The 21,027-nt window shown below is 59.7% G+C and carries 13 protein-coding genes; 9 read left to right on the forward strand and 4 right to left on the reverse strand.

Features of this window, described 5'->3' with window-relative positions; genetic code table 11:
• The first annotated feature begins 161 nt into the window (after nt 1-161).
• The 6 genes from HMPREF2971_RS03980 to HMPREF2971_RS04005 all read left to right on the forward strand — a co-directional run bounded on the left by HMPREF2971_RS03980 (nt 162) and on the right by HMPREF2971_RS04005 (nt 10,766).
• Nucleotides 162-1,847, forward strand: coding sequence for a type I restriction-modification system subunit M (locus HMPREF2971_RS03980; protein WP_070635293.1), 1,686 nt, complete (start codon nt 162-164; stop codon nt 1,845-1,847).
• Nucleotides 1,847-3,007, forward strand: a complete 1,161-nt coding sequence (locus HMPREF2971_RS03985; RefSeq protein ID WP_083314075.1) for a restriction endonuclease subunit S — start codon at nt 1,847-1,849, stop codon at nt 3,005-3,007. The genes HMPREF2971_RS03980 and HMPREF2971_RS03985 overlap by 1 nt, the downstream gene beginning before the upstream one ends.
• Before the next feature lie 117 nt (nt 3,008-3,124).
• On the forward strand, nt 3,125-4,363 hold the full coding sequence (locus tag HMPREF2971_RS03990) for a hypothetical protein (protein WP_070691497.1): 1,239 nt from the start codon (nt 3,125-3,127) through the stop codon (nt 4,361-4,363).
• 37 nt (nt 4,364-4,400) lie between these two features.
• A complete protein-coding gene (locus tag HMPREF2971_RS03995) occupies nt 4,401-5,996 on the forward strand; it encodes a hypothetical protein (protein ID WP_070691499.1) in 1,596 nt (531 codons plus the stop codon).
• Between the two features lie 228 nt (nt 5,997-6,224).
• Nucleotides 6,225-9,494, forward strand: a complete 3,270-nt coding sequence (locus tag HMPREF2971_RS04000) for a type I restriction endonuclease subunit R (protein WP_070691502.1) — start codon at nt 6,225-6,227, stop codon at nt 9,492-9,494.
• A 225-nt stretch (nt 9,495-9,719) separates the two neighbouring features.
• The gene (locus HMPREF2971_RS04005) at nt 9,720-10,766 is read left to right on the forward strand and encodes a glycosyltransferase (protein WP_070691506.1); all 1,047 of its coding nucleotides are present in this window, start codon (nt 9,720-9,722) and stop codon (nt 10,764-10,766) included.
• A 148-nt stretch (nt 10,767-10,914) separates the two neighbouring features.
• Here HMPREF2971_RS04005 and HMPREF2971_RS04010 read toward each other — a convergent pair whose 3' ends face one another.
• A complete protein-coding gene (locus tag HMPREF2971_RS04010; protein ID WP_049361962.1) occupies nt 10,915-11,817 on the reverse strand; it encodes a PIN-like domain-containing protein in 903 nt (300 codons plus the stop codon).
• A 437-nt stretch (nt 11,818-12,254) separates the two neighbouring features.
• Here HMPREF2971_RS04010 and HMPREF2971_RS04015 point away from each other — a divergent pair, with 437 nt between their 5' ends.
• Nucleotides 12,255-12,866, forward strand: coding sequence for an ANTAR domain-containing response regulator (locus HMPREF2971_RS04015; RefSeq protein WP_049353145.1), 612 nt, complete (start codon nt 12,255-12,257; stop codon nt 12,864-12,866).
• Nucleotides 12,867-13,106: 240 nt separating this feature from the next.
• Here the strand turns inward: HMPREF2971_RS04015 and HMPREF2971_RS04020 are convergent, their stop codons facing one another.
• The 3 genes from HMPREF2971_RS04020 to HMPREF2971_RS04030 all read right to left on the reverse strand — a co-directional run bounded on the left by HMPREF2971_RS04020 (nt 13,107) and on the right by HMPREF2971_RS04030 (nt 15,371).
• Entirely contained in the window at nt 13,107-13,355 is a 249-nt protein-coding gene (locus tag HMPREF2971_RS04020; RefSeq protein ID WP_005506231.1) for a hypothetical protein, read from the reverse strand.
• Between the two features lie 98 nt (nt 13,356-13,453).
• Nucleotides 13,454-13,960, reverse strand: coding sequence for a PaaI family thioesterase (locus HMPREF2971_RS04025; protein ID WP_049341349.1), 507 nt, complete (start codon nt 13,958-13,960; stop codon nt 13,454-13,456).
• Between the two features lie 133 nt (nt 13,961-14,093).
• Nucleotides 14,094-15,371, reverse strand: a complete 1,278-nt coding sequence (locus HMPREF2971_RS04030; protein WP_005506227.1) for a dicarboxylate/amino acid:cation symporter — start codon at nt 15,369-15,371, stop codon at nt 14,094-14,096.
• 411 nt (nt 15,372-15,782) lie between these two features.
• Here HMPREF2971_RS04030 and polA point away from each other — a divergent pair, with 411 nt between their 5' ends.
• Both polA and rpsA read left to right on the forward strand, forming a co-directional pair.
• Nucleotides 15,783-18,791: a DNA polymerase I gene (gene polA / locus HMPREF2971_RS04035; RefSeq protein WP_070691509.1), complete on the forward strand. Its 3,009-nt coding sequence runs from the start codon at nt 15,783-15,785 to the stop codon at nt 18,789-18,791.
• A gap of 731 nt (nt 18,792-19,522) precedes the next feature.
• Nucleotides 19,523-20,977 carry a 30S ribosomal protein S1 gene (rpsA, locus tag HMPREF2971_RS04040; protein WP_070691513.1) on the forward strand — a complete coding sequence of 485 codons (1,455 nt, stop codon included), beginning with the start codon at nt 19,523-19,525 and terminating at the stop codon, nt 20,975-20,977.
• Nucleotides 20,978-21,027 lie beyond the last annotated feature (50 nt).

Genomic DNA, 21,027 nt, shown 5'->3' on the forward strand with positions numbered 1-21,027 from the left:
GCTTTTCGAAACACATGTGGCTTCTCGGCGGAAAGAAAGGGGAGGAGGGGGAGATGACCACCCCGGCCACCTCACCTCCGGCCAGCAGGGATAATAGATAGTTAGACACTTACATTGAGGACATCTGGGGTCCACCCCCGGTGACGTTGAAAGGCACAATAATGGCGAAAGCGCCTGTATCTCAGGGGTCGGGTGCCCCTACTACTCCGGCTGAGTTGGCGGAGATGCTGTGGAAGTCCGCGGACATTCTGCGCGGTTCGATGGAGCCTGGTGGTTACCGCGACTTCATGCTGGGCCTGATCTTCTTGAAGTACATTGGTGACACCTTCGATAAGGCCCGTGAGGATGTTTACCGCATGCTGACTGTGGAGGATGGTCTGAGTGGCGAGGACCTGGCGGAGGAGTTGGAGTACCCGCCTTACTACCATGCTCGTCATGCGTTCTATGTGCCGGTCGGCGCCCGCTGGTCTGACCTGGTGCAGCAGGCAAAGGGTGACCGTGTGGGTGAGTTGGTTGATGAAGCTATGGACGAGATTATGGCTCAGAACCCTCCGCTGCGTGGTGCGCTGGAGCCCATGTATGCGAGTGAGAAGGTGGAACAGCGCACCTTGGCGCAGGTGATTGACTTGCTGTCGAACGCAAATTTTGCGGCGGTGCGTGACGGTGAGCATTCTTCATCGAAGGATGTTCTGGGCTTCGTGTATGAGTATTTCTTGGGTAAGTTTGCTCGTGCTCAGGGTCAGAAGGGCGGCGAGTTCTACACCCCGACGACCGTGGTGAATACTCTGGTGGGTATGATTCAGCCGACGAGTGGCCGCGTGTATGATCCGTGCTGTGGTTCGGGTGGCATGTTTGTGCAGTCGAATAATTTTGTGCACCGTGCCGGCGGCGCGTTTGATGACCGCAGCAAGGGTGACCAGCGTGTGCTCGCTTATGGTCAGGAGCGTAACCAGGCGACCTGGCGTTTGGCGCGCCTGAATCTGGCGATTCACGGTATTGATGGTTCGGTGGGTGACCGCTGGCGGGATACGTTCGTTGAGGATTCGCACCCGGGTGAGCGTTTTGATTATGTGTTGACGAACCCGCCGTTCAACATTAAGGAGTGGCATCGGGTTGAGGATGACCCGCGCTGGGTGTTTGGCGTTCCCCCGAAGAATAACGCGAATTTTGCGTGGATGCAGCATGTGTGGTCGAAGCTGGATGTTAAGGGTTCGGCTGCTGTGGTGATGGCGAATGGCTCGTTGACTGCTGATACGGGTGGTCAGGGCGGTATTCGTCGCGCCATGGTTGAGGGCGATGCGGTGGCTGCTGTGTTGGTGTTGCCGCCGAATATGTTTACGACGACGAGCTCCCCGGCGTGTGTGTGGTTGTTGTCGAAGGATAAGTCTGCCGGTGTGAATGGTTCTGTGGACCGTTCGGGCCAGATCTTGTTTATGGATGCCCGTTCGATGGGCCATATGGTGTCTCGTACTGAGCGTGTGTTCTCTGAGGAGGATATCGCGAAGATTGCGAATACGTGGTGTGCGTGGCGCGGTATGCCGTCGATGTATCATGCGGATGGTTCGCTGGTGAAGGCTGGCGAGGAGCCGACTGCTGGCGTGTATGAGGATGAGGCGGGGTTCTGCTTCTCGGCGTCGCTTGAGGATGTGCGGGAGCAGGATTTTGTGCTGACTCCGGGCCGCTACGTGGGTAGCGCTGTGTCTGAGGGTGAGAGCGCCCAGGAGCTGGATGCGCGTATTGCCGGTTTGCGTGAGCAGCTGCTGGATCAGTTCGCTGAGTCGGAGCGTTTGGGCGCGGTCGTGCGTGAGCAGCTGGCCTCGCTGGACCTTGAGGGCGGTGAGCTGTAGTGGCTGTACTGTCGGATGCTCAGCGTGATGCGGGGTGGACTATCGCTAAGCTGGGGGATATAACGACAAAGATTGGATCTGGTTCTACTCCAAGAGGCGGTAAATCATCGTATGTTGATGAAGGCCCCATGGTTATTCGTTCGCAGAATGTTCTTGATAATGAACTGGACCTGTCTGACGTTGCGCATGTGCCGGAAGAATTGACAGCAAAGCTAAAGAGCGTTCTCGTTCAAAAGGGAGATACTCTTTTGAATATCACTGGTAGTGGCAATACTACTATCGGTCGTTCGGCTTTAGTTAATGAAGATTTGGGGGAGGCATACGTTAATCAGCATGTATGCATTATTCGCCCTAACAAATCCCTGGTGAATGAAATATTTCTGCAAAAATCAATTTTTGCATTTAAGGATGAGCTTCTGGGGCTTAGTTATGGTTCGACTCGTGATGCCTTGACTAAGGGAATTATTGAGAGTTTTGAGATTCCGCTTCCCCCTTTGAAGGAGCAGGAGCGGATTGCCGGGATTTTGGGCTCGCTCGACGACAAAATCGAAGCAAACACCCGCCTCATCCAGACACTAGATTCCTTGGGGGAGGCAGCAACCCGTATGTATCTAAAGTCAGTTCAAAAAACTCAGAAACTTAATGACATTGCTCATATAGTTATGGGTCAATCTCCGAAGGGAGAGACTCTAAACACTGAGGGTTCTGGAGTTCTCTTTTTCCAAGGTAAAAAAGATTTTGGATTCAGGTACCCCACACCGCGCACATATACAACTGCTGCAACTCGAATGGCAGAACCGCTGGATATTCTGTTCAGTGTTCGTGCTCCGATTGGTGCTCTTAATCGTTCGGTTGAAGCATGTTGTGTTGGGCGAGGTCTGGCAGCTATTCGCTCATCGTGTGGCCAGGAAAATACTCTTTTCTACACTCTGAAAACTAATCCTAATCTCTGGGAGAAATTCGAGGGTGAAGGAACAATTTTTAGTGCCATTAATAAAAAGGGTCTCTCCGAGCTGGATATACCGTTCAGTGAGACTGCTATTTCTAACGGCGTAGAAGATTTTCTAACAAGTGTTGAACAAGAGATTTTCTCTCTTGAACAAGAGAACCTTCAGCTTGCTGAAACCCGTGACGCTCTCATTAAGCGCCTCATTGGCTAGACGCTAGGGGAGCGTCGCATCCGCCCTGCCCGGTTGGTTCACACCGACCGGGCAGGGCGTGCCATCCCGCTACCACGCAATCACCTACTTCACGACCGCCTCAGCAAAGGAGCTACCATGGCAACCACCAACCGCCCCGTCTACCGGCCCAACAACTCCACCTACAGCGCCCTAGCTGAACTCGTCGCACCCTACAGCCTCTCACGCATCCAGCTCACCGAAGCCGTCGGTATCGCCACCAAACCCACCGTCAACACCTGGGTCAAACAGTGCTGCCCCAACCTCCCGCAGGGCGCCCCCGTGCCCCTCGCGCCCATCCTGCGCTACCTGCACGAGACGCACCTTCCCGACCCCAAAAAGTGGCCCGGCAGCTACCCCTACGACCGGTACATCCTCGAAAACATCACCGCGCGCATGCTTGCCCGCGTCGTAGCCGCCACTTTCAGCACCGATCACCCGTACAGCAGCAACTACCGCGAACTCCTCGCACTCATCGCAACCCTCGTGCTCCTCGCACGCTCCTGGGAAGGGTCCGAAGAAACCTTCCTCACCCTGCTCAACCCCGAGCCCACCGCAGACACCGAAGAAGAACTGCAGCAGTCCATCGAATCTGCATCCGAAGCCCTGCGCCCCATCCTCACCGAACTGCTCGTACCCGCACTCCGCGCCGCCCGAGGCACCTTCACCGCGAACGAAGCGCAGCTCCTCACCAGCTACGCGCTCGCCGCCGGATACTACGCAGGCGCCCACCCGCACGAAACCCTCAACAGCATCCACACATCACTCGCCGCCGCAGACCGCACCAACGCCCTGCCCGACGCCGAGCTCATCCGCTACGTAGCCGACTTCCTCAACGCCGGCTCCTACACCACCCACCACGACCTCGCCTTCGGCGGTAGCGAACCCGACCGGCGTAACCTCATCCTGCACGGAGGGTACGGTAGCTACGAAACTGCCGCGCACCTCGTCGCCTACCTGCCCCAGGCCCACCAGGCTATCGCATTCAGCGCCACCGGCGGCAACGGTACCGGCGCGCTGACGGACGAACGCCGACCCGACTTCACCCTCTACCTCTGCTACCTGCTTCTTACCGACGAGGACTCCGCCGAACAGCAGGCCGCAGACCTCTACCACGCCGAACGCTGGGCCGAACAACAGAGCCGCGCCACCGGCAGGAAAACCACCAGCAGCACGGTGCCGGAAAAGGCCCCCCAACCCCGCAGCAACCCTGCCCGAGGCGCCTGCCAACCACCTCATCATCCTGCCGCTCGACACCCCCTCGGGCACCCCCGACAACCTTGCCGAACAGCAAGAGGAAGCCTGGGCCGCCCTCGAGAACCTCGCCTACACCGTTGACGAAGGCATCGGTACAGAGGGGGCCATTACCTACCCGGTGCGCGCCGGCGAATATCTTGCCGTCCTCGCACCCCTGGACGTACTCGCAGGCTTCGGCCGCCACCTCAAAGCCGCACACCGCGGCGAAGAAACCCGCCAAGACAAGCTCGTCGACGACTTCCTCACCGCCATCACCGTGCAGCCCGGCAACCACGGCATGCGCCTACGCGCCGTCATCGACCTCGGCCCCGAACACCTCAAAGTCAACACCAAAACCCGCCTCGGCCTGGGCCTCTTCAGCATCTTCGCGCCCGGAAGCAAACCCCAGGGATCCGTCTACCTCGGCTCCCTCGACGACGAGAAACTCTACACCCTCACCGAACCCTCCAATACTCCGGTGCTAACTCCCACCGCCGAACTCGTCGCAAACACCGCCCGCGGCTACCTCGAACGCGGAGAAATCGGCTCCGAAGACATCATTCGCGGCGTCATCGTAGCCTCTGACGCGCTTAAAAATGCCTCTTTCGACGAGCTGCACATTAACCCGGTCTCCAACAACACCCCCGAAGAAAGCCTCAGCCTACTCACCAGCCTCACTCGAGACCTACCCGCCCTCCTCGAAACTCTCCCCACCGGCCTGCCCGTAAGCGTGCCGCACCTTCGCACCCCCGAAGACGAACGGTCCATTCCGCACGGCGAAGAATACGACATCACCATCAACCAGCTCATCAAAACCGAGAAAGTACTCACCAAAATCACCGGCCGCCAGATCACCGGCACACGCTACGGCGACGTCGAAAACAACAAGAAACGCATCCGTGTTCTCGATGCGCACGCCCTTGGCCACTACGCACGCTACGGTGTGCTGCCCGCTGAGAGCCACTACCTGCGTGCGCTCGACCTGACCGAAGGCACGCAGCTCACCCAAGCCAACGACATTGTCATCTACCCCGCCTATGACCAGGCCTACGGCGGTCCTGCCGTCTACCTGAGCGAACACGGGGGAGAGGCCATCGGCCCGGGCATGACCGTGCTCCGATTCCGCCACTACACCCCCAGCCGCTCCAGCCTGCACGCCACCAGCGAATACGTTCAGCGCGCCCAGCTACTCGCGCACCTTCTGCGAGCGCTCCTCAACGGCCTAGCCGAAGGAACCGCCCTCAGGATCAGCACCCACCTTGCCCCCGAAAAGCGCAAGACCAGCACAGATATCAAGGGCTGGGAGAAGCAACCGCTGCCCCATATTGACGGTCTGGCGTGGAACAACAATGACCTTGAATGGTTCAGCGAAAAGCCTGATGTTGCTGAAGCCGAAAACTCCGAGGCTACAGGTGACGCACCCGAAAACGCGGATGCATACGTCACCCACCCCGTCGCACGCTACCTCACCCAGGAACTCAACGCCTTCGACGAGGTGGAAGCCGCCCTGGCTGAAGCCTTGCAGCATGTGCGTGCCGTCCGTGGACGTTACGAACGGGACCTCATGGCTAATCGCCTAGACCTTCGCTCCACCTGGGAGGCCGATGCTGAGCGGAAACGCCTTGAGGCAGAAGAAGCTGCGCGAATCCGACAAGCCCTGAAAGCTCTGGCGGCTGAAATGGCCACTTCAGAAGAATCCACTCCAGGAGAATCCGACGAGGAACAGCCCCACTAACTGCCCGGATACTCCCCTCAACAGTGCGCCCCGGGGTAATCAACCCAGCACCTCAGCGCGTTCGCTTACCCCGGGGTAAAACACAATAACGACATTCCCCCTCGTCATCAGGCATTCTAGAGATATACAACGCCGCACAGCTCACCACAGAAAATGAGCAACCGGCACACAGGCAAAGTATTCACACAACATGCAAGGTGCAAGACACCAGCAACGAAAGGAGCCACCGTGGCTGAAAAGAACTGGGAACTGAGCGTCCTCTCTGAACTCGCAGATAAGGGCTGGGAGCTAACCAACGGATCCGGTATTCAGGCAGACACCACCTACGAAGAGCGCGTACGGGCAACCCGCGTTCCGGACTCGATTCTGCCCAACTACAAGGCGTTCCGTCACGGCCGTGAATCCCGTGAATCCCTCATCATCCCCGGCGAGGTCAAGGAAGCCCTGCGCCGCCTCAACCCGGACGCCACCGAAGACCACGTGCAGAAGGCCTACACCACCCTGACTCGCCGCCGCAGCGCCAACATTATGGCTGAGAACAAAGAAGCTCTCGGCTACATGAGCGCCGGCATCCCCGTGGAAATGAAGGCACCCGACGGCACCCTGCGCACCCGCAACCTGCAGGTCATATCCGCAGACCCCGCCCAGAACACCTACCTGGCGGCGCAGCAGGTCACCGTCTTCTCCAGCGGACGCACCTACCGCCTGGACGTGGTGCTCTACTGCAACGGCCTGCCCGTAGGCATCATCGAGCTCAAAGATCAGGACAAGAAGCTCACCGAAGCCTACAACCAGATGAACACCTACCAGCGTGAAATCCCGCAGGCATTCATCTACAACATCGTCACCATCATGGGGCAGGCCGACCACGCACGCTACGGCACCATCGGCACCCCGCTCTCGCACACCGCCCAGTGGAACTACAACGCCGAAGGTGCAGAAACCCCCAACGGTACCTACCACGACGATAACGGCCAGCACAGCACCCCGCTCAACCGCATCATCCAGGCCTTCGGAACCCCCGAAATTCTGCTCGACATGATGCGCCACTTCACCCTCTTCGTAGGCACCGGCAGCGAAGAAGGCAGCAAGTCCTACGTCAAGATCCTCGCCAAGGCACACCAGTACTACGCCGTCCGCGAGGCACTCGACCGCACCGTGAAGACCCACACCGGCAGGGGACAGGTAGGCGTCGTCTGGCACACCCAGGGCTCCGGCAAGTCCTACTCCATGCTGTTCTTCGCCCGCGCCGCCATGCGTGAAAAGGCGCTGCACAACCCCACCATCGTCGTGGTCACCGACCGCACCGACCTGGACAGCCAGCTCTACACGACCTTCCTGAACGCCAAGGACATGCTCCCCGAGGAACCCGTCCAGTTCGATTCGCGCCGTGAACTGAAGAACCGCCTGAACGACATCCAGTCCGGAGGTATCTTCTTCACAACCTTGCAGAAGTTCGGCATGGAAGACCCCGACGAGAAGTTCCCGCAGCTCTCCGACCGCTCGAACATCATCGTCATGGTGGACGAGGCACACCGCTCCCACTACGACACCCTGGAAGGATACGCACACAACCTCAACACCGCCCTGCCCAACGCCAAGTACATCGCGTTCACCGGCACCCCCATCGACAACAAGACCGGTAACACCACCGCAGTCTTCGGCGACTACATTCACACCTACGGCTTCGACCGCGCCATTGAAGAAGGCGCAACTGTCCCGCTGCTCTACCAGCCGCGCCACATTAAGATGGCAACCACTGAAGGCAGCGAAGAAATCGGCCAGTCCATTGAGGAGCTGACTGATGCGCTGGAACTCGAAATGGCCAATAAGACCAAGCTTGAGCAGACCCAGATTATGAAGCTGCTGGCCTCTGACGAGCGTCTGGACGAGGTCGCGAAGAACATTGTCGAGCACTGGGAAGAACGCCGCGAGCTCATGCGTGAAGAAATGAGCGGCGGCATCGGCAAGGCCATGGTGGTTACCTCCGGTCGTGAGCACGCCGTGCGACTCTTCCACAAAATCATCGAGAAGCGTCCCGACTGGGCCCCCGAAGGCCCCGAAGACATCAACGGTGGCCGCGTGCAGGTGCTGATTTCCGGTACCACGAGCGACACGGAGGAGCTCGCACCCTTCCGCCGCAACAAGGCCGATTCCCGTGCGGTTGAGCGTCGCATCAAGGATCCCGAAAACCAGTTGGAAATCATTGTGGTGGCCGATCGTCTGCTCACCGGCTTTGACGCCCCCGTACTGCACACCATGTACATGGACCGTCTGCAGAAGGAACACAACCTGATGCAGACCATCGCCCGCATCAACCGCACCTACAAGGAAAAGCAGTCCGGTCTGATTGTTGGCTTCCTGCCCTTGCACACCAACCTGCGCAAGGCCCTGAAGCAGTACGCCACCGGTGGTGAAGAGGTCAACTTCAACCCCGTAACCCGCGGCGAGAAGCTGCTGGAAGACTTCAAGACCTCCTACGCGCAGCTCACCGAATACCTGGGCATCGACTGGTACGCCATGGCTGAAAGCCGCGGAAATGGCGTAGACCCGCGGGAATACGAACGCATGCTGACCCTGGTACAGAGCAAGATCCTGGGTTACGAGCAGGACGCGGAACGCGCACCTCATGGTGATGCACCGCAGGTCTCTAAGCTCCTGAGCCACATCATCGACCTGTACCGACAGCTCATTCCCCTCAAGGACAAGGAGGAAGTATCTAAGGCCCTGACCCCGGCCATGATTGCGCGACTCGAATTCCTGCGTGAAGTACACAAGGGCGTGAAGAACCGCCGCCTGACCAACCGAGCCTTCGAACAGACCATCAGCGCTGAAGAAATCAAGAAGCAGATGGAACGCCTGTTCAACGAGGCCGTGGAGACCGGTGGCACCAACATCATCACGGTGAATGCCAACGGTGAGAGCGCTATCGACCTGCGTCAGCTGACCGATTCGGCAATCGAGCAGCTGTCCGGCACGGATGCGGCCGCTCTGGTAGCTCAGAACGCCGCCGACCTGGTGACCATGCAGATTCAGAACTCCCTGGAAGGCCAGCAGGCACGAGTCGTCTACTTCATGAAGCGTCTGGAAGAGCTGCTCAAGCGCTACAACGCCTTTGAGAATAAGAGCAGCAAGGAGCTTGAAGAGCTACTGCTCGCTGTTCGCTCGCTGGCTACCGAGGCTGAGAATGACGCCGAACGTGGCCGCCGCCTGGGCCTGTCTGCTCGCGAGGTGCGAGTCTACGACGAGCTGTGCGCAATCGACATTCTGACTCAGGTACTCACTGAGGAGGAGCTTGTCATGTTGGCTCGCCAGCTGAAGGACTCCGTTGCGGATGCTGCGGCTCTGGATGCGGCGGATAACACCGGCAAGGCTAAGCTGAAGGTGCAGATTCGCGGTAAGCTGTTGCGTTTCCGCCCGGTGATTGAGCGCGTCGGCGCTGTGTTTACGGATGTTGTGGATGAGGTTGCCGGCCACCTAGGAGATCTGAACTTCTAATTAATCGCCGAGAAGCCACATGTGTTTCGAAAAGCCACCAAAGACGTGGCTTCTCGAAACACATGTGGCTTTTCGCGGTTAGTGGGCGGGTAATGACGACGGGCAGCACACGATGCGGGGCTCTGGGATATTCTGAAACTAGAAGATGTGCCGACCCCTCAGGCGGCCCCGCGCATCGCACACCATACAACCCAATTCACCCCGAACCTCAGCGAAGGAGCTACCATGGCAGCCACCAACCTCCCCGGAACTCTTCCCGACCCCAACTACCGGCCTACCTACCGCTCCAACGGTGCGTGCGATGACCTCGCCCAGCTTGTTGCGCCGTACAGCCTGTCGCGCACCCAGCTGGCTGAGGCTACCGGCATCGCTGACGAGGCTACCGTGAACAGCTGGGTTGAGCAGTGCTGCCCCGACCTTGCGGCGGACGCTCCCGTACCCCTGGAACCTGTGCTGTGGTACCTGGACGAAACCTACCTTCCCGACCCCGCAAACTGGCCCGGCGATAACGCCTACGACGAGTACATCCTCGAGAACATTGCCGCGCGCATGCTCGCCCGCGTTGTTGCTAACACTTTCGCCGCTGACCGTTCCGGCGACTACCGTGAACTTCTCGCACTCGTTGCAACCCTTGTGCTGATTGCCCGCTACTGGGAGGGCACCGATGAGGCTTTCCTGACCCTGCTCAACGCCGAGCCCACCGCGGAGGCGGAAGAGTCCCTGCAGGAGGCTATCGCGAACGCCCCCGAGTCCCTGCACCCGCTCCTGGCCGAGCTTCTGCTGCCCGCCCTGCGTGAGGCGCGCGGCACCTTCACCGCCGCCGAGGCGCAGCTACTCACCGGCTACGTTCTTGCCGCCGGATACTACGCGGGTGAGCACCCCTACGAGACTCTGAACGGCATCCACGTTGCGTTCGATGCGGATGACCTCACCCTGCCCGATGCTGAGCTGATGAGCCGTGTTGAGGACGTCCTCAAGGCTAACTTTTCCGCCGCTCGTGCGGGTGCAAACACTACCGACAACCCGGAGCCGCACTACGTCACCCTGCCTGGTGACCAGGACGGCTACGAAACCGCCGCGCACTTGATCGCCGCCCTGCCTCAGGCGCATGACGTTATTGCTTTCAGCACCCCTGAGGGTGATAACACGGAGACGCTCGCCGCCGACCGCCGCGCCGCTTTCACCCTGTACTTGTGCTACCTGATGCTCGGTGATGACGAGTCTTTGGAGGGGCGCGCCGCTGAGCTGTACCGCGCCAGCCGTGAGAACTAGGTTTTCGCGCCCTACTTTGATTCTGTAGACACCTTGCCCGCAGACGCTAAGAAGCCACATGTGTTCGAAACACATGTGGCTTCTCGCGGTTAATGGTGGTGGGTGTGGTGTGGTGGGATTATTCTCAACGGTGACTGTGCACGGCGATTTACACAGCTACGGGCTGTTCCGCGCGAATCGCATTATAGGTAGCGTCGCTGACGGTCACACCGTACTGCTCGGAGGCGAGCCGCAGAATCTCCTCAACCGTGTAGATGCGGAATACGCCGCCTCCGGTTGCCTTAGCGTATTCACGCAGTAGCTGACGGTTCGCGAGCTGACGTACGGGTTCGCCGCCCGATGCGGCGCGTACCTGCTGACCGTTGCGTAGCCAGGTGTCGCGCACACCGCCGGTGACGAAGACGCAGTCGGTGCCCTTCACACGAGTGGTTGCTTCGGTAACGCACTGGTTCCAGAGCGCGAAGTCGGCGTCAAAGCTGGCGTTAGCGAGTAGCGGGTGGCCCTGTTCGAGGGCTTCGCGGCACTGCTGTTCGTGGCGTTCGGGGCTGGGCGCCGCACCTACGTGTCCGGTGAAGATGCGGTTCAGTCGCGGCAGAATCGTGTCGTCTTCGCGGCGTGCCATGTTGATGGATCCGGTCTCGGTGGTGGGCTCGAGAATCCTCATGATCTGCGCGATGGAGTGGTCTAGCTGGTGCGTGACTGAACGCAGCGCGCTCCAGGGGGAGTTGCGTTCTTCGGGAAGGGTTTCTTTGAAGGACGCGAGCGCTGAGCGGACGCGGTCTGCGGCGGCGGGTACGGGGGAGGCGCCGTCGAGTGCTGCCCAGAATTCTTTGAGTGCCTGGTGGGGGAGGAAGGCGTGTCCGCGCAGCTGTGAGTAGACGCGGAGGATTTCGTCGCTGATGTGGGTTGGGTAGTTGTAGAGGCATGCAAGCGCGGTGGAGTCGAAGGCGACGAGAATTCCGGGGTGAATGGAAGTCAGCGGGGCGCGATCGAGTTCCTTGTACTCGACGAAGTCTGAGTACAGGGTGCGTGCTTGACGGGTGATTGACATGAATCCCCTCCGGGTATCGAGTATGGTCGGTCAAATGCGAGTGCCGGAGAAGTCGAGGAGAATACCTATTTCAGTGTATCGGCCTTCTTTGGCAGGTGATGGAGTTTCGGTATAAATATTTTGTTTATTACGTTCGTATCTAACCCGATGACGCGTTATTGCATGTCAGAGTCATTTTCGGGTCTATGTTTTAGGTGTGAATTTCGCCGCGTATCTCTATGTCGTGCGGGTTTGTTTTCACAGTTATGAGCAGTATAGAACAAAAACATGCATTAAGATGCAAAATCTGCGTGGTGGCTCAAAAATGACGAAAGAAAACTCCTCCCACATGCACATAGGACGCATATAACACACCCGGGACAAGGCGAGAAAGTAGATGAACATTTATTCCCTCCTGTAGACTTTAAGTGATTCAAATTTGATAAAGGAGAAGAGTAATGTCAGAGCTGACCACTCAAAACCAGGCGGAGGAGCAGGGTCCCGCTCGCACCGTCGTCGTGGCTGAAGATGAGGCATTGATTCGCCTCGACATCGTCGAAATTCTGAAGGACCAGGGTTTCGATGTTGTTGCAGAAACCGATAACGGCAAGACCGCTGTCGAGCTAGCGCAGAAGCACCGCCCCGACCTCGTCCTCATGGATGTGAAGATGCCGATTATGGACGGCATCACCGCAGCCGAAGAAATCACTAAGGAGCAGATTGCTCCCGTCGTTCTGCTGACCGCATTCAGCCAGAAGGAACTCGTTGACCGTGCCGTTGAGGCAGGCGCTATGGCGTACGTCGTCAAGCCGTTCTCCCCGAACGATCTGGTTCCCGCCATTGAGGTGGCAATTAGCCGCTACGAGCAGATTCGTGCTCTCGAGAAGGAAGTCGGCACTATCCGCGACCAGTTCGAGACCCGCAAGCTCGTTGACCGCGCAAAGTCGCTGCTCATCACCAAGATGAACCTGACCGAGCCGGAAGCATTCCGCTGGATTCAGAAGACCTCCATGGACCGCCGCCTGTCCATGCGCGAAGTTTCTGACACCATCATCAAGCAGCTCTCCTAAGCACAAGACGTGCAAAGTACATGACAGTACAGGTACGAATGCACGCTACGGCGAAGACTAGGAATCGCCGATGAGCACACACGGCTGGTGCAGTGATGAACCAGCGCCTTTATTCATGACACACAAACGCCCCACCCCTCACAATGAAGCTGAGGGACGGGGCGTTCGTGTTTAACGGTTCGCGTGTGTGCGTTGTAAACCGGCGCTTAGCGCGGGCGGGAACCCAACGCCACACGGAACTTAGCGCAGGTAGCGGTTCAAATCGTCTTCGTCATTATTCGGGCCGCTGATGGGGCGGTCCGTCGGGGAGCCAGCCCAGAGCATGCCGCCGGTGCCGAGCATCACGCCCAGCCACCAGAAGCTGCCGGGGTTGTTGATAGCGGTCACCAGGCACACCAGCATCACGCCGATTGCGATGGGCAGGACAATGCGCTTGGCGCGCACAATCTTCGGGTAACGCTTGAAATAGGGGGTGCGCTCGCGGGCCATGGTGCTCCTTCTGGTCGTACCTTCTGGTGGGGTGTTGGCGGGGTGCCGTGTACCCCGTGCTTCTACGATTTTAGGCTACTTGCTGAAGTTGTAGGACGTTAGGCAGTGGGGCGGGGGATCAGCATGTTGGTGATGCGTGCGGTGCAGGTGGTGCGACCGCGCTCATCCACAATGTCGATGGAGTGGATGCACAGGGTGCGTCCGAGCTTGACAGCGGTGCAGGTTGCGGTAACCACACCGGAGACTGCCGGGCGCACGTGGGTTGCGTTGATGTCCACACCGACTGCTACGAGGTTTTCGCCGCCGTGCACGCCCGCGGAGAGCGAGCCGAGGGTCTCGGCGAGAACCACGTTGGCACCGCCGTGCAGCAGACCGATGGGCTGGGTGTTACCGGCGACGGGCATGGTCGCAACGGTGCGTTCTGCGGTGAGTTCCTGGAACTTAATGCCCATAGCGGGGATGAGCTCGCCTAGGCCGCGGGGGAAGTAGGGGTGCAGGTGCTCGGGGATGCCGCTTTCGGTCAGCTGCGCCTTGATTTCTTCTGCGGTGAGGGTGGTGGGCGCTGCCGCGCGGACGGGTGCGTGCTGTGTGTTGTTTTCAGTCATGACTTCCAGTGTACTCCTTGGTTTTTGTTGCTTTGGGTGGGATAGCTTTTCGCGAGTGCTTCCGGGTACGGATCAGCCCCGCCTCCTGAACTCAGGAGGCGGGGCTGAAAAACGTTATGGAAGCGGATGAGGATTAGGCGGAAATAGCTTCTGCCTTTTCGATGTCCTCGTCGCGGATTTCCTTATCGGGGTTCGCTCCGATTGCCTTGGAGATACGCTCGGTCAGGGCTGCGATGGTCGCGTCACCGGTCACGTTGGTTGCGGTGCCGAAGGAGTCCTGAGCCAGGTACAGGGCAATCATCAGGGCAATCATGGAGGCATCGAAACCGAGCATGGACTGCAGCAGACCGATTGCGGTCATCACGCCACCGCCGGGAACGCCGGGAGCGGCAACCATCATCACGCCGAGCACCAGAATCATGGGAATCAGGCTACCGAAGTCGGGGTGCTGACCGGTCATGAACAGCACTGCCACCGAGCAGGAGGTAATGGTAATCATGGAGCCGGAGAGGTGAATGGTCGCGCACAGCGGAATCGCGAAGTCCACCACGCGGGGGGAGATGCCAGCCTTCTTCGCCGAACGCACGGTCACCGGGATGGTCGCAGCCGAAGACTGGGTACCGATTGCGGTGAAGTATGCCGGGAGCATGGTCTTGAGCATCTGGATGGGGTTGCGGCGAGAAATCGCGCCAGCCACCGAGTACTGCAGCGCCAGGGTGACCCAGTGCAGAATAATCACCATGACGAACACAAGACCGAAGACGGAGAGGATCTTCGCCACCTGACCGGCGAGGGTCATGTTTGCGAACACGCCCACAATGTGCACCGGCAGCAGGGGGATAATCACGTAGCCGAGCATCTTCTCAACGATGACCTGGAAGTCCTCGAAGAGGTTCAGCATCGCACGGGTCTTCAGTGCGGTAATGCCCAGGCCCAGGATGAAGGAGAGAATCAGTGCGCTCAGCACGCCCATAATCGGGGTTAGCTCGAAGGAGATGTAGCCCTTGGACAGTGCGTTCTCGGGGTTATCGAAGGAGGCGAGCTGCTGACCCTTCAGGATGATGGGGTAGAGCAGCAGTGCGCAGGTCAGTGCCAGGAAACCAGCAAGGATGCTGGAGATGTACGCCAGACCCACGGTGATGCCGAGCATCTTGCCCGCACCCTGCGCGAGGGAACCAATGCCGGGCACGATGAAGCCGATAATAATCAGCGGAATCGCGAAGCTCAGGAAGGCGCTGAATACGGTCGAGAAGGAGACGAAGAGCTGCACAATGAGGTCGGTGGGGATGGCTGCGCCGGTTGCGTCATTGATGCCGCTAATCATTCCCGGGGTCAGCATGCCGATGAGCACACCCGATGCAATCGCGATGATAATCCACGCGAGAAGGGGAAGTTTTTTGAGTGCCTTCATAGTTTCCTAAATGAGGGTTCGTTGTGTGTTAAGCGCGGGAGGTGCCCTCACGGTCCGGTGGATCCTGCCGGTGAATTCTGGGTAGAGTTCTGCCTATGAATACACGGGGTGTGGGGGTTCCTACGCTGGAGGCGATAATAAGGTTATATATTATCTGGAAACCGTATTATTATCCACCTTACATAGTGGCTTGGGGCACATTTTTTGGGGGAAAACTCACCAAACGCACCCCACCGGCACCTACATATGAGGTAAAACTCTTTCCACACACCCCGTTATTCCGCTATATGGCACAGCACCGGCACCCAACACGGCGCGGGCGCCTCCCCACAGTCCTAACCGGCAGCCACCACAAAACCCGCAGCCACGAAGCCAACCACCAAGAAAACTCAGACTCGATACACTAGAGGAGTGACTACAGAGAACAAAACCCTCCTGCTCATTGACGGACACTCCCTCGCCCTACGCTCCTTCTTCGGCATCTACACCATGGCCGAAAAGACCGGACAGCACATCTTCGTGCGCAGCGACGGCCAGCACACCGAAGCCGTCCATGCCTTCCTCTCCACCCTGCTGAGCATCATCAAAGACAACCAGCCCAGCCACATCGCCGTAGCCTTTGACCTACCCGGCGGCACCTTCCGCACCGCCGAATACGGCGAATACAAGGGTGGTCGCAACGCCATCCCCGAAGCCTTCAACGGCCAGATTGACCTCATCAAAAAGATGCTCGGCGCGCTCAACATCCCCGCGCTCACCTACGAAAACTACGAAGCCGACGACATCGTCGCAACCCTCACCCGCCGCGGCACCGAAGCCGGCTACAAGGTCCTCATCCTCTCCGGCGACCGCGACATCTTCCAGCTCGTCACCGACGACGTCACCCTGCTCTACCCGGTCACCACCGGCCCCTCCAAGGGTATTCAGCGCATGGACCCCGCCGCCGTCGAAAAGAAAACCAAAGTACCCCCGCACATGTACCCCGACCTCGCCGCCCTCACCGGCGAACAGGCGGACAACCTGCCCGGCGTACCCGGCGTGGGCCCCGGCTTCGCCGCCAAATGGCTCGGCGAATACGGCTCCCTCGACGCCGTCATCGAAAACAGCGACAAGATCGGCGGCAAGAAGGGCGAAGCACTACGCGAAAACATCGACAACGTCGTACGCAACCGTCGCCTCAACCAGCTCGTCAACGACCTCGACCTGAACGTCACCCTCGAAGACACCGAATTCACCCCCGACCTGGATGCACTCAACACCTTCTTCGACGAGGTGGAGTTCCGCACCATCCGCAAGCGTGCCGCCGACACCCTCGGCCCCATCGTGCGCGCCGCTGGATCCGCAGGCTCTGCAAGCTCCGCCGCAGAAGCAGGGGAGGAGGGTGCCATCAAGAAGGCGCCCACCGGCCCCGTCTACGCACCCATTGCCACCAGCGCACCCACCAAAAACGCAGACGCAGCAGCATTCCGCGCCTTCTGTGCCGCCGCAGCCGAAGAAAACTACGGCACCGACGAACAGGGCGCGCCCATCGCCGTACCCGAACGCCTCGAAGGCGCTGTGACCCTCTACCCGGTCACCAACCTGCCCGTAGCGCGCCCCGCCATCGGCGACGCACCCGCCGTCAAGGTCACCAAAACCAAGATCCGCGCCGCCGAAGAAAACCCCGAACTGCTCGGCGTGCTCCTCACCAGCAAGAACACCAGCCTCTGGATCGACACCCGCACCATCGACCCGGAACTCGACGCCGCCCTCGCCGCCTGGCTCTCCGACGAAGCAGCCCGCAAAATCGTCATGGACCTCAAGGTTCAGCGCAAACTCCTGCGCGCCTACGGCTACGAACTCGCCGGCGCCGTCGAGGACCCCGCGCTGTCCTCGTACATGTGCGGCTTCATCCCCACCGCAACCCGCAAGCTCTTTTCCGAACGCATGGAAGATCTCGCCGAACGCTACCTGTGGATTCCCAAGGAACCCTACGCGCAGCTGGTCTTCCAGCCCGAGACGCGCGAAGAACCCTCCCTGTTCAGCCTGCCCGGCGAAACCGAACCGGTCGAGAACCTGCGCTACTTCACGCAGATTAGCCGCATCATCCACGAGCTTGCGCGCCTGTTGCACTACGAAATGGAAGAGCACGGCCAGCTGAAGGTCTACGAAGAAATCGAGCTGCCGCTACTGTACGTGCTCGCAGACATGGAGCAGGCCGGCATCGCCGTCTCCGATGCGCTCCTGACCGAGCTGCACGACACCTTCTCGGCACGCGCCAACCAGGCGCAGGAATCCGCCCGAGCCATCATCGGCGGGGAGGTCGCCACCGAGGACGGCGAAGAACCCCTCAACCTCGCCTCCGTCAAGCAGCTGCAGACCGTGCTCTTCGAGACCCTCGGCCTGCCGCACACCCGCAAGATTAAGTCCGGCTACTCGACCGACGCCGAATCCGTCACCGAGCTGCTCTCCAAGATCTCGCCCGAATCCGACGGCGCAGCGTTCCTGGGGGCGCTCATCGCCTACCGCGACAACATCAAGCTCGCCCAGACCGTCGAGGGCCTGCAGAAGGCCGCCACCGAGGACGGACGCGTGCACACCACCTTCCAGCAGGGCGCCGCATCCACCGGTCGACTCTCCTCGACCGCGCCGAACCTGCAGAACATCCCGATTCGCACCGAGGAGGGTCGCCGCATCCGTGGCGCCTTTATCGTCGCGCCCGCACCCGTCGACGGCGTGGAGTACGAGGGTCTGCTCACCGCAGACTACTCGCAGATCGAAATGCGCATCATGGTGCACCTCGCCGCTGACGAGAAGCTCATCGCCGCCTACGAGGCGGGGGAGGACCTGCACCGTTATGTCGGTTCCGAAGTCTTCGGCGTAGCCCCCGAGGACGTCACCCCCGAGCAGCGCTCCAAGGTCAAGGCCATGTCCTACGGTTTGGCGTACGGCCTGTCCCGCTTCGGCCTCGCCAAGCAGCTGAACATCAGCTCCGACGAAGCGGGCGAACTGCGCACCAACTACTTCAAGCGATTCGGACGCGTGGGCCGCTTCCTGCGCGGCGTGCTCAAGCAGGCACACCAGGACGGCTACACCGAAACCATTTTCGGTCGCCGCCGCGTGCTGCCCGACCTGGACTCGCCCAACCGTGTACGCCGAGAAGCCGCCGAACGCGCCGCCCTCAACGCCCCGATTCAGGGCACCGCCGCGGACATCATCAAGATCGCCATGATTAACATTCACCGCCGCCTGCGCGAAGAGGGCCTGAAGACCCGCATGCTGCTGCAGGTGCACGACGAAATCATCCTCGAAGTCGCCACCGGTGAGCGTGAAGCCGCCGAACGCGTGCTCGTCGAGGAGATGAGCGGTGCCGCCTCCCTGCGTGTTCCTCTGGATGTGCAGGTCGGCTGGGGTAAGTCCTGGCAGGAGGCGGGCCACTAGGCTCACTACCTTGTATTGATTTCCGCACGGAAAGGCAGTTATCGTCCTCGTTCCTACAGGCAGGGGTGGGTGGGTACGCTATACCCTTCCTCCGCTCCTGCAGGGGAACCCACCCTCTCGGGCGCTCCGCCCTCTCCTTGCTTCGCTGCGGAGAGCACCCGAGAGGGTACCCTGATGTCGCTTCCGGAGGGTATAGCTACCCCGCTCCGGGTAGGCTTGGTGCTTTACGCGGAGGGGCGGTGTCGTCCGTAGTGACATCAGGGTGCCCGAAGCGAAGCGAGGGCGGGTGCCCCTGTAGGAACGAGGACGAGCATCGACCCTCCGCAAAACCCCACTGCAACCCGCTCCGTGAACCACAACTCCAAAACCGCAAATAAGTACGGGAATCCCGGGCGCGTAACCATTGACGACACGCCCGGGATTCCCGTACACTATTAATCGCGTGTACCAACGTACGGGTTTTCTATGCTCTTTTTTCTCCTTAAGAAAACGGGGAGAAAACGGGCACAGACCGCTCGTGCACCCTGCTTGAAGCATCTGCTTCCGGTGGGCGGTACACATTGTAAGTATCCGTCAGCTCGACGTTTCCTCACCTCGTTCAAAGGCGTTAGCGGCCCTATGCCGTGCGCGCCGGGGTGAAAAAGTAAGCCAGTCGGCGCCTCCACCCGGGGGTGTTGAACGGTGAACCGGCAGCGTCGACCTATTAGAAATCCAATTGGAGCCCTCACTACATGAGCACCAACATCCCTCAGGTCGCAATCAACGACATCGGCGACGAGCAGGCATTCCTCGAGGCTGTCGAGCAGACCATTAAGGTCTTCAACGACGGCGATCTCGTCTCCGGCCAGGTCGTTAAGATCGACCACGATGAGGTTCTGCTCGACATCGGTTACAAGACCGAAGGCGTCATCCCCTCCCGCGAGCTGTCCATCAAGCACGACATCGACCCCTCTGAGGTTGTCGAGCTCGGCTCCGAGGTTGAGGCACTCGTCCTCACCAAGGAGGACAAGGAAGGTCGCCTGATCCTCTCCAAGAAGCGCGCACAGTACGAGCGTGCATGGGGCGACATCGAGAAGGTCAAGGAAAACGACGGCGTCGTTACCGGTACCGTTATCGAGGTTGTCAAGGGCGGCCTTATCCTCGACATCGGTCTGCGTGGCTTCCTGCCCGCATCCCTCGTTGAGATGCGCCGCGTCCGCGACCTCGCACCTTACATCGGTCAGCAGATCGAAGCTAAGATCATCGAGCTGGACAAGAACCGCAACAACGTTGTTCTGTCCCGCCGTGCATACCTGGAAGAGACTCAGTCCGCTGTTCGCTCCTCCTTCCTCAACGAGCTGGAGAAGGGTCAGGTCCGCGAGGGCGTTGTCTCCTCCATCGTCAACTTCGGTGCATTCGTGGACCTGGGTGGCGTGGACGGTCTGGTTCACGTTTCCGAGCTGTCCTGGAAGCACATCGACCACCCGTCCGAGGTTGTCGAGGTTGGCCAGCCCGTTACCGTCGAGGTTCTCGAGGTGGACCTGGACCGCGAGCGCGTGTCCCTGTCCCTCAAGGCAACCCAGGAAGATCCGTGGCAGGCATTTGCTCGCACCCACGCTCTGGGTCAGATCGTTCCCGGCAAGGTCACCAAGCTCGTTCCCTTCGGTGCATTCGTGCGCGTTGAGGACGGCATCGAGGGCCTCGTCCACATCTCCGAGCTGGCAACCCGCCACGTTGACCTGGCTGAGCAGGTCGTCTCCGTTGGTGAAGAGGTCTTCGTTAAGATCATCGACATCGACATGGACCGCCGCCGCATCTCCCTGTCCCTCAAGCAGGCAAACGAGGGCGTTGACCCCAACGCTACCGAGTTTGACCCCGCTCTGTACGGCATGGCTGCAGAGTACGACGAGGCTGGCAACTACAAGTACCCCGAGGGCTTCGACCCCGAGGCTAACGAGTGGCTGGAAGGCTTCGACGCACAGCGCGAGGCTTGGGAAGCACAGTACGCAGAGGCACAGGCTCGCTTCGAGGCTCACAAGGTTCAGGTTGCTAAGGCTCTCGAGGCTGACGCAGAGGCTGCAGCAGCAGCTCCCGCAGCAGCTGAGCCCGCACCGACCTCTTACTTCTCCGAGGAGCCCGCTTCCGCAGGTACCCTCGCATCGGATGAGGCACTGGCTGAGCTCCGCAAGAAGCTGACCGGCAACTAATCTGCCGCTCAGATGAGCACTCATCAGGCGTAATAGCCGATAGGTAACCC

The sequence above is a fragment of the Rothia sp. HMSC066G07 genome (assembly GCF_001814485.1).
Classification (GTDB): Bacteria; Actinomycetota; Actinomycetes; order Actinomycetales; family Micrococcaceae; genus Rothia.